The organism is Pseudarthrobacter woesei (assembly GCF_055412745.1).
This window is the reverse complement of record NZ_JBVAYU010000011.1, coordinates 28,712-43,122: the sequence shown is the minus strand read 5'-3', so window position 1 is coordinate 43,122 and position 14,411 is coordinate 28,712. Positions and strand designations below refer to the sequence as shown.

The 14,411-nt window shown below is 68.4% G+C and carries 14 protein-coding genes; 12 read left to right on the top strand and 2 right to left on the bottom strand.

Annotated elements, in window-relative coordinates:
• Positions 1-135: 135 nt before the first annotated feature.
• Together ACZYZE_RS15045 and ACZYZE_RS15040 are read left to right on the top strand one after the other, a co-directional pair.
• Positions 136-2,268: a glycoside hydrolase family 3 C-terminal domain-containing protein gene (locus ACZYZE_RS15045; RefSeq protein WP_463908540.1), complete on the top strand. Its 2,133-nt coding sequence runs from the start codon at positions 136-138 to the stop codon at positions 2,266-2,268.
• A 185-nt stretch (positions 2,269-2,453) separates the two neighbouring features.
• Positions 2,454-2,717 carry an antibiotic biosynthesis monooxygenase family protein gene (locus ACZYZE_RS15040; RefSeq protein ID WP_459319283.1) on the top strand — a complete coding sequence of 88 codons (264 nt, stop codon included), beginning with the start codon at positions 2,454-2,456 and terminating at the stop codon, positions 2,715-2,717.
• 52 nt (positions 2,718-2,769) lie between these two features.
• Here ACZYZE_RS15040 and ACZYZE_RS15035 read toward each other — a convergent pair whose 3' ends face one another.
• Complete coding sequence (locus tag ACZYZE_RS15035) at positions 2,770-4,182, bottom strand: HNH endonuclease (protein ID WP_459319284.1); 1,413 nt, start codon at positions 4,180-4,182, stop codon at positions 2,770-2,772.
• Between the two features lie 99 nt (positions 4,183-4,281).
• Between ACZYZE_RS15035 and ACZYZE_RS15030 the strand changes: the two genes are divergently transcribed.
• Positions 4,282-4,791 (top strand): hypothetical protein, encoded by a 510-nt coding sequence (locus ACZYZE_RS15030; RefSeq protein WP_459319285.1) that lies wholly within the window; start codon positions 4,282-4,284, stop codon positions 4,789-4,791.
• Here the strand turns inward: ACZYZE_RS15030 and ACZYZE_RS15025 are convergent.
• A complete protein-coding gene (locus ACZYZE_RS15025; RefSeq protein ID WP_463908537.1) occupies positions 4,788-6,284 on the bottom strand; it encodes an amidohydrolase in 1,497 nt (498 codons plus the stop codon). The genes ACZYZE_RS15030 and ACZYZE_RS15025 overlap by 4 nt on opposite strands.
• 324 nt (positions 6,285-6,608) lie before the next feature.
• Here ACZYZE_RS15025 and ACZYZE_RS15020 point away from each other — a divergent pair, with 324 nt between their 5' ends.
• From ACZYZE_RS15020 to ACZYZE_RS14980, 9 genes are all read left to right on the top strand, one after another.
• Positions 6,609-6,938 carry a hypothetical protein gene (locus ACZYZE_RS15020; protein ID WP_459319287.1) on the top strand — a complete coding sequence of 110 codons (330 nt, stop codon included), beginning with the start codon at positions 6,609-6,611 and terminating at the stop codon, positions 6,936-6,938.
• Positions 6,935-7,990, top strand: a complete 1,056-nt coding sequence (locus tag ACZYZE_RS15015) for a zinc-dependent alcohol dehydrogenase family protein (RefSeq protein ID WP_459319288.1) — start codon at positions 6,935-6,937, stop codon at positions 7,988-7,990. The genes ACZYZE_RS15020 and ACZYZE_RS15015 overlap by 4 nt, the downstream gene beginning before the upstream one ends.
• Entirely contained in the window at positions 7,987-8,433 is a 447-nt protein-coding gene (locus tag ACZYZE_RS15010) for a flavodoxin family protein (protein WP_463908535.1), read from the top strand. The genes ACZYZE_RS15015 and ACZYZE_RS15010 overlap by 4 nt, the downstream gene beginning before the upstream one ends.
• Positions 8,434-8,454: 21 nt before the next feature.
• Positions 8,455-10,188, top strand: a complete 1,734-nt coding sequence (locus tag ACZYZE_RS15005; protein ID WP_463908533.1) for a DUF4389 domain-containing protein — start codon at positions 8,455-8,457, stop codon at positions 10,186-10,188.
• A gap of 196 nt (positions 10,189-10,384) precedes the next feature.
• Complete coding sequence (locus ACZYZE_RS15000; RefSeq protein ID WP_459319291.1) at positions 10,385-11,221, top strand: DUF4397 domain-containing protein; 837 nt, start codon at positions 10,385-10,387, stop codon at positions 11,219-11,221.
• A 457-nt stretch (positions 11,222-11,678) separates the two neighbouring features.
• Complete coding sequence (locus ACZYZE_RS14995; protein ID WP_459319292.1) at positions 11,679-12,098, top strand: class F sortase; 420 nt, start codon at positions 11,679-11,681, stop codon at positions 12,096-12,098.
• A gap of 50 nt (positions 12,099-12,148) precedes the next feature.
• On the top strand, positions 12,149-12,727 hold the full coding sequence (locus tag ACZYZE_RS14990; protein WP_463908530.1) for an RNA polymerase sigma factor: 579 nt from the start codon (positions 12,149-12,151) through the stop codon (positions 12,725-12,727).
• Positions 12,714-13,538, top strand: a complete 825-nt coding sequence (locus tag ACZYZE_RS14985; protein ID WP_459319294.1) for an anti-sigma factor domain-containing protein — start codon at positions 12,714-12,716, stop codon at positions 13,536-13,538. The genes ACZYZE_RS14990 and ACZYZE_RS14985 overlap by 14 nt, the downstream gene beginning before the upstream one ends.
• An 83-nt stretch (positions 13,539-13,621) precedes the next feature.
• The gene (locus ACZYZE_RS14980) at positions 13,622-14,401 is read left to right on the top strand and encodes an SDR family NAD(P)-dependent oxidoreductase (protein WP_459319295.1); all 780 of its coding nucleotides are present in this window, start codon (positions 13,622-13,624) and stop codon (positions 14,399-14,401) included.
• Positions 14,402-14,411 lie beyond the last annotated feature (10 nt).

Here is a 14,411-nt window from a genome sequence, read left to right as displayed (position 1 = left end):
CCGGTGGCCGGGCATCAGGAACACAGGCCTCTGGCCCCGCCGTACCCGCAAAGGGCATGATGGAACCCATCCGCAGGTCCCCGATCCGCCGCGGCGCTAAACGCCCCGCCGGGACCACCCCGAAAGCAGGCACGCGTGAATTCTGAAGCGATGGACCGGGCCCGGGAAGTCGAGGCGCAACTGACGGACGAGGAGTGCTTCTCGCTCCTGATCAGTGTCATGGGCACCAACGGGGTGCTCACGGACAAGGACCCGCGCATCCCGGACGGCGTTCCGATGAGCGCCGGCTACACGCCCGGGATTCCGCGGCTGGGCATCCCCGCCCTGCTGATGAGCGACGCAAGCCTGGGCATCACCAACCCGGGCTACCGGGACGGCGACACCGCGACCGCGCTGCCGGCGTCGATCGCACTGGGGGCCAGCTTCAACCCCGGGCTCGCCCGCAGATCCGGGCAGCTGGTGGGCCGGGAGGCCCGGAGCCGCGGGTTCAACGTTATGCTCGCCGGCGGGCTCAACCTGCACCGCGATCCGCGCAACGGCCGGAACTTCGAATACCTGTCCGAGGATCCGTGGCTCAGCGGTGTTCTCGGCGCCGAGTCGGTTAGGGGCATCCAGGGCGAGCAGGTCATCTCCACGGTCAAGCACTTCTCGCTGAACTGCAACGAAACCAACCGGCACTGGCTGGACGCCGTCATCGACCCGGCCGCGCACCGGGAATCTGACCTGCTCGCGTTCGAAATCGCCATCGAACGCGCCCGGCCAGGCTCCGTTATGACCGGATACAACAAGGTCAACGGCACCTACGCGGGCGGCAACGGGGAGCTGCTCCAGGGCATCCTGAAAGGCGCGTGGGGCTTCCCCGGCTGGGTGATGTCAGACTGGGGCGCGACGCCGGGCTGGGACTTCGCGCTGCGGGGCCAGGATCAGGAATCCGGCGTCCAGATCGACGTGATGATGTGGGGCAAGGAGACCTTCACCGCCCCGCTGCGCGACGCCTACGCGGCGGGTGAATTCCCCAAGGAACGACTGTCCGGGATGGTGCAGCGCATCCTCTACGCCATCTTCGACGTCGGCATCGACCGCTGGGAGGGAACGCCCGACGTCGACCTCGCCGCCCATGCCGACGTCGCCCTGGAGACCGCGCGGCAGGGGATCGTCCTGCTCAAGAACGACGGCGTGCTCCCGCTGGCGGCGCCGTCTATGGCTGGCGCGGCCGTCAAGATTGCCGTGATCGGGGGACATGCCCAGCTGGGGGTAGTTACCGGCTGCGGCTCGACCGCCGTCACCCCGCCCGGTGGTTACGCCGAAATCCACTCGATCGGCGGCCCGGGCATCATGGGCAGCATGCGGAACATATACCTGCTGCCCTCCTCACCGCTGGCGGAACTGCAGAAGCTGCTGCCCGGCGCCGCGATCGAATACGACCCCGGCATGAGCCCGGCAGAGGCGGCGCTGCTGGCGCGCCGGTCCGACGTTGCCATCGTTTTCGGCATCCGGGTGGAGGGCGAAGGCTACGACAACGCGGACCTTTCCCTGCCGTGGGGACAGGACGCCGTGATCCAGGCCGTAGCCGACGCGAACCCGGACACCGTCGTCGTCCTCGAAACCGGCAACCCCGTGGCGATGCCGTGGTTGCCGAAGGTCAGGGCCGTCCTGGCGGCCTGGTACCCCGGCCAGTGCGGCGGCCTGGCGATCGCCGAGATCCTTGCCGGTGCCACCAACCCCTCCGGGAAGCTGCCGCTTTCGTTCCCGACCGGCCTGGACCAGACGCCGCGGCCGGAACTGCCGGGTCTCGGCACGCCGTGGGGGACGCCGACAACGATCAACTACGACGAGGGATCCGACGTCGGCTACCGCTGGTTCGCGAAGAAGGGGTTGCAGCCGCTGTTCCCTTTCGGCCACGGGCTCAGCTACACAAGCTTCGGCTATGCGGACCTGACAGTGCAGGACAGGGAAGCGGTGCGTGCAGAGTTCACCGTCACCAATGCTGGGCCTCGCCGCGGGGCCGACGTCCCCCAGCTGTACCTCGTCGAGGGGCCGGCTGGCCCCGGGATGCGGCTGCTCGGCTTCGAGCGTGTGGACCTCGAACCCGGCGAAGCCCGGACCGTCACGCTGGACGTTGATCCGCGGTTGCTGGCGTCCTACGACCAGGATCGCGGGCAGTGGCACATCCTGCCCGGAAGCTACCGCCTCGCACTCGGACACTCCGCCGGCAACCACACTCTCGAGGCCGACGTGTCCCTGGCCGAGGTGCGGTTCGGAAGGTAGCCAGGCGACGTCCTAAGAGCCTCTACCGGAGCCGGCGGCGGACGCCTAGCATGGGGCGCATCACCGTGTCCCGTCATGGGGCGCATGATGTCAGCGCGGCCAGGAGGTGGGGCGGTCGCATTCCACTCATCCGCCGGGCGTCCGCTGATCCAGGGAGGCCCTCCGTTTCAGCAAGGAGTACTGCCATGGCACTTGCCCTGATTCTTCACAAGGTTGCCGACTATGACAAATGGCGCAAGGTGTACGACTCGGCCGCGGACATGCAGGACGCCGGAGGAGTTACCCAGCAGTCCGTTCACCGGGCGGTGGAGGACCCCAACACCGTTCTGGTGCACCACTACTTTGAGTCCATCGGGGCGGCACGGGCGTTTTTCGACAACCCGCAGCTCGCGGAGGCCCTGCAGCGCAGCGGGGTCCAGGGCGAGCCTCGCGTTGAGTTCTTCGAATAGGCGGAGCCGTCGCAGCCATGCCGGTGCGCGGCGGCGGGCTAACCCGGCAGGCTCAGGCCGCGGCTGGTGCAGCCGCCACAGGTTTGCCGCGCATGGGCGCTTTGGCGACGTACCGGGGTTTGTGCCGGTGGCGCGATGGTGCTGATTCTAGAGGCCGCGGTCCCGGAGACGGTGCTCCCGGCAGCGGCGGGGCGGTGGACAGGTAGCTGTGACCGGTTGGCGTCGTTAGCAGGAATGTGTGCCGTGGTCCCGGCCTGGGGTGGGCGCTCCAGCCGGGGGTTTCCTTCGTGTGGTTGCAGGCTTCGCAGAGCCCGGCGCCGTTGATCTGGTCAGTCGTTCCGCCGCTGTGCCAGGGGAGGATATGGTCCAGATGCCTGATCGGGGCGTCGCAAAACGGCGTACGGCAGGTGGCGTCCCGCACCCGGACAAAGCGGCGAAGACCAGGCGGGAAGAGTCTCGCCCGGGAATCCATCGCGACGAGGTTTCCGGTGCCCGGAGCGGTGTAGAGCCGCCGGAGCCAAGCGTTCATGGACTGGTCCTGGTCAGTGCCTCCGGCGTTGTCCGCGAGGAGGATCTCCCGCGCCCACCCGGCGGGGACCACACCGTAGCCGGGAAGCCGGGCGGGTTCGCTGGCTCCCTGGAACAGCGTGCGGTCGGTCATCACGAGCTGAATCTCAATTCCGCTGATGCCGCCGGCCTTTCCCGTGGTGCGTTCCACCAGCGCATCGGCCATGAGCTGCCGGCGGGCGCGGGGGTCCCCGCCGGAGCGCAGGGCGTCGGCGTGCCGAGTGAGGGCGGCGTGGACGGCGACGCCCTGGGCGACCGGGAGCAGTGCCGTGAGGTAGCACATGGTGTCCGGGGCCGGGCGGAGGCTGACGTGCCGTTCCGTGGCAGCGTGGCTCGCCCGCTGGGTGACGCAGCGCGGATCGCGGCGGTAGGCGGCGGTCCGGGCCGCGGCGATCAGGGACCGGTCCCCGGCGCCGTCGAACGTCCCGGCGTCGGGCGCGAGTTCCTCGTCGACCGCGCACCGCTCCTCCGCCGACAAGCAGGCGGTTTCCCGCACCAGGAGGGTGGCGCGCCATTCGTTGAGCTGCCCGGTCTCCAAGGCGGCGAGAGTGTGGGGCATTTCGGTGGCGAGGGCTTTCGCCAGGCCCAGGAGCCGGCCGCCCTTGGCAGGGGATTCGCGCCTGGCGAGGGCGATCTGCGCAGCGATGCCAGCGCCCAGCTCCCCGGACGGCACACCCGCACGGGCCTGCTCCCGGCGCTGCCGCACATCGAAGGCGACGGCGATCCGGGCCTGCAGGGCGGCCGCGGCAGACTTCAAATCCTCGAGTTCACGGAGCTGCCCAATCATCCCGGCACCGTCCGCGGCAGGCGGTGCCGCAGCAAGGTGTCGGATCATCTCCGTGACCGCCACACCCGCCGCTGCTATCGAAGCCACTTCAGGCCCCTGTTCGCCGTCCATGGAAACAGACTATCGGGCACCTGCGACAATTTAGGCGGCCGCGGAAATGGTGCTTCCGTAAGCTGGTGCAGGAAGCCCGCGCCCCGATCCAAGGAACCCATGCCGATCAACAGACAGTCACTGAAACAGGACGGGTTCACCGGATTCCGGCCGCTCGCGGACCTGGACATCAACCGGATTCCGCAGAAACCCGGGATCTTCGCGGTGCTGCGGCCCGAGGGCTTCCAGCCGCAGTTCCTGGCCAAGAGCACGGCCGGGATCTTCAAGAAGAAGGACCCCACCCTGAAGGCGCACGCGCTCGCCGCCGAATGGGTCGACGACGCCGACGTCCTCTACCTCGGGAAGGCCGGCCCCGGCAGCAAGGGCAACCGCGGGCTCCGCCGGCAGATCCAGGAGTTCGTCGACTTCGGCAAGGGCAAGCCGCCCGGCCACTGGGACGGCCGGTTGATCTGGCAGCTCGCCGCCGCCGGGTCCCTGATCGTAGCCTGGAAAGAGCTGCCCGCGGAACAGCTGAATGCAGCCGAAGCCGGGTACCACTCCGGTTTCCGGCAGGAGTTCGGCCGGCTGCCGTTCGCCAACCTGGTCCAGGCGAGGGTCAAGGGGAGCTAGGCGCCGCCGCCGCCGTGCGTGAACCGCCCTGCCACCAGCGTCGCGGCCACCGGCATCGCCGCGAACACCGCGTCGGAAACTGTCAGCGGGTCGCCGTCGAGCACCGCGAGGTCCGCCGGGTCTCCCACGCGGACGCGGCCCCGTCCGCGTGTCGACGCCGTCAGGGCCTCCTGCCGGGTGAGGGCCTGTTCCGGATGCCACGGCCCGCGCCCGTCTTGCCGGGCACGGGTGGTGGCCGCCGAGACCGCAACCCACGGATCCAGGGGCGCCACCGGCGCATCGGAGCCCAGCGCCAGCATGGCCCCGGCGTCCAGCAGGGAGCGCAGCGGGAACGCCCGGTCCGTGCGGCCGGCCCAGTTGGCGTCGGCGGCGTCGCGGTCATCGAGGGCATGCGCCGGCTGGACACTGGCGGTCAGGCCCAGCTCGCCGAAGCGGGCAAAGTCCCGGTGCCGGACAAACTGGGCATGCTCAATCCGGCCGCCGATCCCGGCCGCCGCAAAGGCGTTCAGCGCCACTTCGTTCGCGCCGTCGCCGATCGCGTGCACCGCCGGAACAAACCCTGATTCCCGGGCCCGGACCAGTAGCTCCAGCAGCTCGTCCCCGCCTATGGTGAGCAGGCCGCGGCCGCCGTGCGGATACGGATCCACGCAGTACGCCGTGCGGGTGTTCAGCGAGCCGTCGATCAGCACCTTCAGCGGACCGACCGTGAGGAGGCCGCCGCCGTCGAGCACCAAACCGGTCCGCATACCCTCGGCGACGGCACGGTCCAGATCCTGCGGATAGACGCCGGCGTCCAGCCGGAAGGAATTGAAACCGCCGGCGATCCGTCGCAGCCACACGTCGCGGTTCCAGGTCATTTCGAAGTCGACGATCCCCACGACCCCGCGTGCGGCCGCTGCCAGCGCGGACTCCCCGACCCAGGCATCCACCACGGCGTCGGGCAGTTTGCCCAGTTCGCGGGTCAGTGCAAAGGCCGGCGCCTCGCGGAGCAGCCCGGATGCGTCCACGGGCACGCCGTAGCGGGTGGCCGCCGCGCTGTTGAGCCAGACGCAGTGAAGGTCGTGGCTGATCAGCGCCGTCGGCAGGCCCCGGGTGGCGCCGTCGAGCAGTTCGAGGCTGGGGACATCGCCCCAGCCAGCGTCCCGGAACCCGACGCCCACCAGAGTCAGTCCGCTGCCGCCGTCGTGGTGCCCGGACAGATAGGAGCGCACGACGTCGGCCGCCTCGCGTGCCGAGGCGGCGCCGGAGAGATCGATCCGGTTGGCGGCGAGGGCCCACTGCGTCATGTGGACATGCTCATCCCACAGCCCCGGGATGACATACCTCCCGTCCAGCTCGACCGCACGGGAGCCGGGGACGCGCCACTTCCCGGCGGGAGCTATCCGCGCAATCACGCCGTCAACCACATGGACGTCGCGGAGTGCGGTCTCGCCCGGCAGCCGGACGGAGGCAAGGACCAGGCCGGGCACGGCGTCGGGAGGCTTTGCAGGCATAGCAAACAGGCTAGGCGCCACAGCGCGCAGCGCCAATCCGGGCTCGCCGCACGCCGCGCCCACCAGACAAGGGACTTTCGCCCCTTACCCCCTCCCAACGGGCGGACCATTCTGGATTTGGGGCGATTCCTGCACGACCATTGGGGGACGAACCGCCTCGAAGAAACGCAACACCGGTCTCGCTGAACCTTGGGGAAGGAAATGGCGCTTTGCACTTCCAGCATCAGCCGGAAAGGCAAGAGACCACGTCAATATGAGCAAACATCGCGAACCACCGAAGGTCCAGGCAGCTCCTACCGCAACCCTACGGGCGTCGGGGGACCCATGGACACGCACGTAAGGACGCCACGCCTGAAGGTGACGATCCGGATTGACGACCATCAGGAAACGTCCCGGATTGAGGTGCACGGTGTGGTTACCGCCGCGAACATCCGTGCACTCTACGTCGTCTGCCGCCGGGTCGCCGCCAAATTGCCCCGCCATGAAATTGTGATCGATCTGGCCCACGCCCGTGCGTCGGCGGCCGCCATCGAAGAGCTGCGCGAACGAGCCCGGCTGTCCCTCCTGTCCTCCGGAATCGATTCTTCCGTCACCCCCTGCCGGCTCCGCATCGTGGATCCGCCAACAATCCTCAAAACCAAGGAGCACGCATGAAAGCCCTCGTCTATGGCGGTCCCGGAGAGAAATCCTGGACGGACGTCCCCGATCCCACCATTCAAAACCCCACCGATGTGATCGTCAGGGTGGACACCACCACCATCTGCGGGACGGACCTCCACATCCTCAAGGGCGACGTCCCCGCCGTGACGAAGGGCCGGATCCTGGGCCATGAGGGCGTGGGAACCATCACGGAAACCGGTTCCTCCGTGACCAGCCTCAAGGTGGGGGACCGAGTGATCATTTCCTGCATCAAGTCCTGCGGGCACTGCGCCAACTGCAAGGCAGGCCTGTACTCGCACTGCATGGGCGACGAGGGCCAGCCCGGCATCGGCTGGGTCTTCGGACACCTGATCGACGGCACCCAGGCGGAGTACGTCCGCGTCCCCTATGCCGAGAACTCCCTCTACCTGATGCCCGAGGGAGTCAGCGACGACCAGGCCGTTATGCTCTCCGACATCCTGCCCACCGGCTTCGAAATCGGCGTGCAATACGGCCGGGTGAAGCCCGGGGACACCGTCGCGGTGATCGGCGCGGGCCCGGTCGGCCTCGCCGCGATCGCCACCGCGGGCCTCTACGGCGCCGCCACCATCATCGCCGTCGACCTCGACGCGAACCGGTTGGAGAAGTCCCGCGAATTCGGCGCCACCCACGTTGTCCTTTCCGGCGACGCCGACTGGAAGAAGCAGGTGCTTGCCCTGACCGACGGGCACGGCGTGGATGTGGCCATCGAAGCGGTCGGCATCCCGGCGACCTTCTCCATGTGCACGGACATCGTCCGGCCGGGCGGCAATGTGGCCAACGTCGGTGTGCACGGCAAGTCCGTGGAACTCCATGTGGAAAACCTCTGGATCCAGAACATCAACATCAGCATGGGCCTGGTCAACGCCAACACCACCCCGATGCTGCTCAAGCTCGTCGCCCAGAAGAAGGTGCCCGCCGAGAAATTCGCCACCCACCACTTCACTTTCGACCAGTTCATGGAGGCCTACGACACCTTCGCGCGCGCCGCGGAAACGAAAGCGCTGAAGGTTGTGATCACCGCATGAAGGCTCTGGTTGCCTACGATATGGCCTACGGAAACACCAAGTCAGTAGCCGGGGCAATCGCCGGCTTGCTCGGCGAACTGCAGGCGACTCCCGTCTCGGTAGGCGACGTGACCCCCGGCAGCCTGGCGGCGGGGGACCTCCTCGTCGTCGGCAGCCCCATCAACGGCTGGCGCCCGACGCCGAAAATCACCGCGCTGCTTTCAGCACAAGGGAACGGCGCGCTCACGGGCGTCAAAGCCGCCGCGTTCGACACCCGCGTCCGGATGTTCATCCACGGCGAGGCCGCGAGGAAGATGACCCATGCCCTGAAAGCGGGCGGCGCCGACATCATCGCCGAACACATGCCCTTCTTCGTGGTGGGCGGCGAAGGGCCGCTGCGCAGCGGCGAGATCCACAAGGCAGAGGGCTGGTGCCGAACCCTGCTCACCACGTTGAAGAACTGAGTGTTTGAAAGGACGGCGGCCATGCGACCAGGCCGGATTGTCATGCTCATCCTGGGGACGCTCAGCGCCCTCATCGGCCTGGGCCTGCTGGCCGGCGCCGGCGCTACGGGGTGGGCCAACTACCAGCAGCGCGACAACGGGTTTTTCACTTCGCCAGTGGAGCGCTATTCCTCGGACTCCTACGCCCTGGCCTCGCCCCGCCTCAACATCATGACCCAGGGCGGCCTGTCCGACTCCGCCCCCATTGACGTTGCCGGCAGTGTCCTGCTCCGCGGCTCTGCGGATGCGGGCAAGGAGATCTTCATCGGAATCGCGCCCCGGAACGCCGTGGCGGCCTACCTGGCGGAAGTCAAACATTCCGAGATCACAGAGGTCCGGTTCTCGCCTTTCCGCGTTCTCTACCGCGACGTCCCCGGCGCCAGGACACCCACGCGGCCTGCCGATCAAAGCTTCTGGACCGCATCCGCCACCGGGCCGGGCGTACAGCAGCTCACCTGGGACATCCGGTCCGGCAGCTGGGCCGTGGTCATCATGAACGCCGACGCCAGCACCCCGGTTGCCGTGGACCTGCAGGCCGGGGCCCGCACCGACCTGCTGTGGCCCGTCTTCATCGGCCTGCTGATCGGCGGCATCGTGTTCCTGCTGATCGGCATTCCCCTGATCATCCTCGGCGCCGCGGGACTGGGACGCGGTAAGGGAGGTCCGCCGTCCGCGCCCCGTGCCCCGGCGCAGGCCTACGGGGCGCACGCCGCACCGGTGCCTGCCGGGTATGCCTACGGCGGCCAGCCGCCGGCAGGCCAGGCCAACAGCGGCGAGCCGCCGGCAGGGGCGCTGCCAAGGGCAGGCGGCGTTGTGTATCCGGCCAGGCTGAGCGGGTACCTGGATCGGGACCTGTCCCGCTGGATGTGGCTGTTCAAATGGTTCCTCGCGATCCCGCACTTCATCGTCCTCTTTTTCCTCTGGTTTGCCTTCGGCGTGGTCACCATCGTGGCGTGGTTCGCGATCCTCTTCACCGGGCGCTACCCGCGCTCGCTCTTCAACTTCAACGTCGGAGTGATCCGCTGGGGCTGGCGGGTGGCCTTCTACTCCTACGGGGCGCTCGGCACGGACCGCTACCCGCCCTTCACCTTGGAGCGCACCGACTACCCGGCCGACTTCGACGTCGACTATCCCGAGAGGCTGTCCCGCGGCCTGCTCTTCGTGAAGTCCTGGCTGCTGGCCATCCCGCACCTGCTGATCATCGCGTTGCTGACCGGCACCGCCCAGACCTGGGTGTACCGGGACGGCCAATGGGCGCAGGTAGGCGTTGGGATCTCCCTCCTCGGGCTGCTGGTCTTTATCGCCGGGGTCATCCTGTTGTTCACCGGAGTGTACGCGCGGGGCCTCTTTGACTTCCTGCTGGGTCTGAACCGCTGGGTCTACCGCGTCATCACCTACGTTGCCCTGATGCGGGACGAATACCCGCCGTTCCATCTGGATATGGGACCGCGGGATCCGGGAGACGCCCCGGTGATTCCCTACGGCGGGCCACCTGCCGGACCGGGATACTCGCAAGTTCCCGGCAACCCCGGTGGTGCCCCGCCCATCCACAGTCAACCCCGTCCCGGTGGGACAGGTCCGGCCACGGCCGGGCCGGCCGATGGCCAGACGGGCTTCTACGGTATCGGCGGCCCCGCGGCCACCGGCCCGGAACCCCCCACAAGCACAGACAAGACGGAAGCCACCACGGGCCCGGACAACCCCCCGCGCGTTTAGCCCGCTCCGGGATCTCCAGCCGCGGACGGGCAGCTCACCTGAGCCGCCCGTCCGCTTCGTTGCGCCCCGCCGCCGTGCCCTTCTCCGCACTCCTTCAAATGGTTCTACATGCACGTGCATCCGAACGGCCCCCTGCGCCGGTAGTAGGGGTGTAAGCAAAAATCGCCCGCTCGGCGGGCCGTCGAAGGAGATGTTCATGCGTACGAGCTTTTTCGCAGCAGGCGCCGTGGCGATCGCGGCAACTCTTACTCTTGCCGGCCCCGCCCAGGCGGCCGATTCCGACGCCCAGCTTTCCGTTCTCCACGGAGTGCCCGGACTTACCGTTGACGTCTGGGTCAACGGCGAACGCACCCTGGACAATTTCGCCCCCGGCACCCTGGCCGGGCCGCTGGCCCTTCCGGCCGGCAACTATGACCTTGCCATCACCGCCGCCGATGCCGCAGACGCCTCCGCCCCCGTGATCGGACCAGTGAAGGTCACCCTCGCGGCCAGCGGCAACTACACGGCCGTGGCCAACCTCGCCGCAGACGGCAAACCGACCGCAAACGTCTTCACCAACGACGTTTCACGGCTCACTGCAGGCAAGGGCAAGTTGACTGTCCGCCACACGGCAGCGGCACCGGCCGTGGACGTACTCGCAGGCGGTGCCCCTGTCATCTCCGGCCTCGCCAACCCGAATGAGAAGACGCTGACGCTGGATCCCGGCACTCTGTCCGTAGCGGTGGCCGCCGCGGGCACCACGGCTCCGGTGATCGGCCCGGCCGATGTGACCGTCAAGGAAGGCACCCACACGCTGGTATACGCGTGGGGCAGCCTTGCGGACAAGAACCTGCAGTTGGCCGTGCAGAACATTGACGGGCTGCACTCCGCCCCTGCCGGCGTCCCGGGCGGACGCTCCGGCGCCGCCGACCCCGGGTCCGCATCGGCCGCTGAGGCGGCCGCCACGGTCGGCGTCGGCGCTGCGGCCCTTCTACTGCTTGCCGGCGCGGTCGCCGCGTCCCGCAAGCAGCCGGCGCTCCGCCGTATCCGCTAGCCCTCATCCGCTAACGCCGGCCGCCCGGTCACCCGCCGGGCGGCCGGCCCGTTGGCTCCAACACGGCAGGAGAACGGATATGAAGCGCACGACGACGGCGAAGCTCACCCGCCGTCACCCTGTTCCGGGACCACGGCGGCCCGCACAGCGGCCCGTACGGCGGCCAACGGCGCAGATCGCGGCCGCCGTCGTCACGGTGGCGCTGCTGATTGCCGGTTGCACCGCATCCCAGGAAACCGGCGCTCGGCAACCCCCGGCTACGGACAGAACCGCCCCGGAGACAACGGTGACAACGGCCCCTGAGCCAAGGCGACCCGAATCATTGCCGCCGGAGTCCCGGCCGGCAGCGCAGGCTACAGAATCTGCTCCCGCCCTGGTCCCGGGGTCAGCCGTTCCCGTCCGTCCGGCAATCCCAACGGCCCAGGCGCCCGCGGACCCGGCCCCGCGTTTCCTCACCGTGGCGGGCACCACCATCAACATGCCCATCGTCGAGGTGGGCGTGAGTCCGAACGGGGCCATGGAGATCCCGGAGCCCTTTAACGAGGCCGGCTGGTACCGCTTCGGCCCGGCTCCGGGAGCCACAGCCGGCACCGCGGTAGTCGCGGCGCACGTCGACACCACCTCCGATTCGGCGCCCTTTTCCCAACTCAAGTCGCTCGCGCCGGGCACACTCGTGACGGTTCGGCGCGAAGGGGCGGCGGCCCTGACGTTCCGGGTGACAGGGGTGGAACTCGTGGCCAAAGACGCGTTCGACGGTGCGTCCATCTTCCGGCGCGACGGCGTGCCGCAGCTGAAGCTGGTGACCTGCGGCGGACGATGGCTGGACGAAGTACAGAACTACGGCGACAATGTGATTGTCACGGCGGTGCCGGCATGATTCAGGACGCAGCGCTCATTGTCGCCTCCAGCAGTGGGAAGGATCCGGGCTTGGCACCTTTCGATCAGGCCGCTTCCGCCTGGAACGCCGGTCTGAACGACTCATTCGCCGCCGGTGACGAAGCCGCGCTGGCCGAGGCCTACCGGCAGTTCTCGCCCCTGGTCCATACGCTTGCCCTGCGGTCCCTGCATGATCAGGCCGCCGCCGATGACGTCACGCAGGAAGTGTTCATTCGGGTCTGGCGCTCCCGGCACGCCTTCGACCCCGGGAAAGCCCGGCTGCCCGCGTGGATTGTGGGCATCACCCGGAATGTGATCACCGACGCGCAGGCGGCCTCGCTGCGGGAAACCCGGAAGGTACTGGCCGCGGTGGAGATCGGCCCGGATCCCGAACAATCCGCAGGTGATGCCGATCCGGAGGCCCTGGCCGACAGACTGCTGTTGGACGGAGAACTGGAACGGCTGGGCGAGCCTCAGGGGTCCATCCTTAAACTCGCGTTCTATGCCGACCTGACCCATTCGCAGATCTCGCAGAAATTGGGGCTGCCGCTTGGTACGGTCAAGAGCCATATACGCCGCAGCCTGTCCCAGCTCAGAAGCCGATTGGAGGTAGACCGTGCAGCATCTTGATCCGGAGTCCCTGAGCCTGCTCGCCCTGGGCGAACCACCGGAACCCGAAGCCACGGACCACCTCCGGTCCTGCCCCAGCTGCGGAGCAGAATACTCGGCGCTGCGCCGCACCGTAGTGGCCGCGAAATCCGCGCCGGACATCAGCAGGCTCGAAACGCCCGGGCCGCACGTCTGGGCGGGAATCCACCGCACGCTTGGCCTTTCCGTGGCCGTCGCTGATGACCCGCTCGGCCCCCCGACGGCGACGGTGCCATCCGCTTGGCCATCACCCGCGAGGGCGACGGCGACTCCGTTATCCTCCGCGCCTCGGGTCGTGGCGGCACACCCCGAGGCAAGGCCTGACCGCAACGACCGCGGGCCCGTCCGCAACGCCCGCCCCGGCTGGCTGCGCGGTCCCGGAGGGTGGCTCGCTGCCGCGGCGGCCACCGCACTGCTGGCCGCCGGGGTCTTCTGGTCCGTACGGCAGAGCGAACCGGTTACGACTCCACTTGCCACAGCGCAGCTGGCACCGGTGGACCGGCATTCCGCCACCGGCTCGGCCAGGATCATCGAGGCCAAGGACGGGCGGCGGACCCTTGAGGTGACCCTCAATAAGGACGAGGCCAAGGGATACCAGGAAGTCTGGCTGATTGCGCCGGATCTCTCACGGCTCGTGAGCCTCGGCGTCCTGACAGCCGATTCCGGCGCTTTCCCGCTTCCCGCCGGGCTGGACCTGGCCGAATTTCCGATCGTCGATGTCTCCGACGAGCCGATAGACGGAAACCCGGCGCACTCCAGCGTGAGCATTGTCCGGGGGACCCTCGCCTCCTGAAGTGAACCTGCCCTCTTGCCAGCGGCCCCGGGCGAGAACATAGTTGAGGGAATTTACCACTCCGCGGCAGGAGGCTGGCGACCATGCTGAACAACGAGGTGCCGGGAAACGGTTTGCTCGAGGGCAAGACCGCGCTGATTTACGGGGCTGGCGGCGCGATCGGCGGGGCGGTGGCCCGGGCCTTTGCCGCCGAGGGCGCCTTCGTCCACCTTGCCGGGCGCACCGAGTCACGGCTGGAAAAAGTAGCCCGGGCCATCCGGGAGGAGGGTGGGAAGGCGGAGGCCGCCGTCGTCGATGCCCTCGACCAGGAACAGGTCGACGCCTTCGTGGATCGGGTGGCCAGGAAGAGCAAGCGGATCGACATCTCCTTCAACGTGATCTCCTTCGGCGACATCCAGCAGCCGCTCATGGAAATCGACGTCAATGACTTCACCCAGCCCGTCACCGTGGCCACGCGCACGCACTTCCTCACCACCCGGGCCGCGGCCACGCACATGATCAAGCAGCGCTCCGGCGTCGTGCTGATGTTCGGCGGCTCCGGCCCGCAGACGCTGCCTGGGCTCGGCGGCTTCAAGGTGGCCCTCGACGCGATGGAGGGGCTTCGCCGGCAATGGGCGCTTGAACTGGGGAAACACGGCATCCGCGTGGTCACCATGGTCTCAGCCGGCATCATCGAGACTATTCCCTGGCAGACGGAGGGCCGCGAAGAGATCGTGGTGGAAATCGCCAAGACCGCCCACCTGAACCGGACAGCCACACTGGCGGACGTGGGGAACGTGGCGTGCTTCGTCGCCTCAGACAAGGCGGGAGCCATCACCGACGCCACAGTCAACATCTCGGCCGGCGCGATTGTGGACTACTGACAGGGGCGTA

Bases quoted from the DNA above. Each gene is read 5' to 3' on its own strand.
- ACZYZE_RS15005 (WP_463908533.1), top strand. From the start codon at position 8,455: ATGCGACCAGGCCGGATTGTCATGCTCATCCTGGGGACGCTCAGCGCC.
- ACZYZE_RS15010 (WP_463908535.1), top strand. From the start codon at position 7,987: ATGAAGGCTCTGGTTGCCTACGATATGGCCTACGGAAACACCAAGTCA.
- ACZYZE_RS15015 (WP_459319288.1), top strand. From the start codon at position 6,935: ATGAAAGCCCTCGTCTATGGCGGTCCCGGAGAGAAATCCTGGACGGAC.
- ACZYZE_RS15000 (WP_459319291.1), top strand. From the start codon at position 10,385: ATGCGTACGAGCTTTTTCGCAGCAGGCGCCGTGGCGATCGCGGCAACT.
- ACZYZE_RS15020 (WP_459319287.1), top strand. From the start codon at position 6,609: ATGGACACGCACGTAAGGACGCCACGCCTGAAGGTGACGATCCGGATT.
- ACZYZE_RS15030 (WP_459319285.1), top strand. From the start codon at position 4,282: ATGCCGATCAACAGACAGTCACTGAAACAGGACGGGTTCACCGGATTC.
- ACZYZE_RS15025 (WP_463908537.1), bottom strand. From the start codon at position 6,284: ATGCCTGCAAAGCCTCCCGACGCCGTGCCCGGCCTGGTCCTTGCCTCC.
- ACZYZE_RS15035 (WP_459319284.1), bottom strand. From the start codon at position 4,182: ATGGACGGCGAACAGGGGCCTGAAGTGGCTTCGATAGCAGCGGCGGGT.
- ACZYZE_RS15040 (WP_459319283.1), top strand. From the start codon at position 2,454: ATGGCACTTGCCCTGATTCTTCACAAGGTTGCCGACTATGACAAATGG.
- ACZYZE_RS14980 (WP_459319295.1), top strand. From the start codon at position 13,622: ATGCTGAACAACGAGGTGCCGGGAAACGGTTTGCTCGAGGGCAAGACC.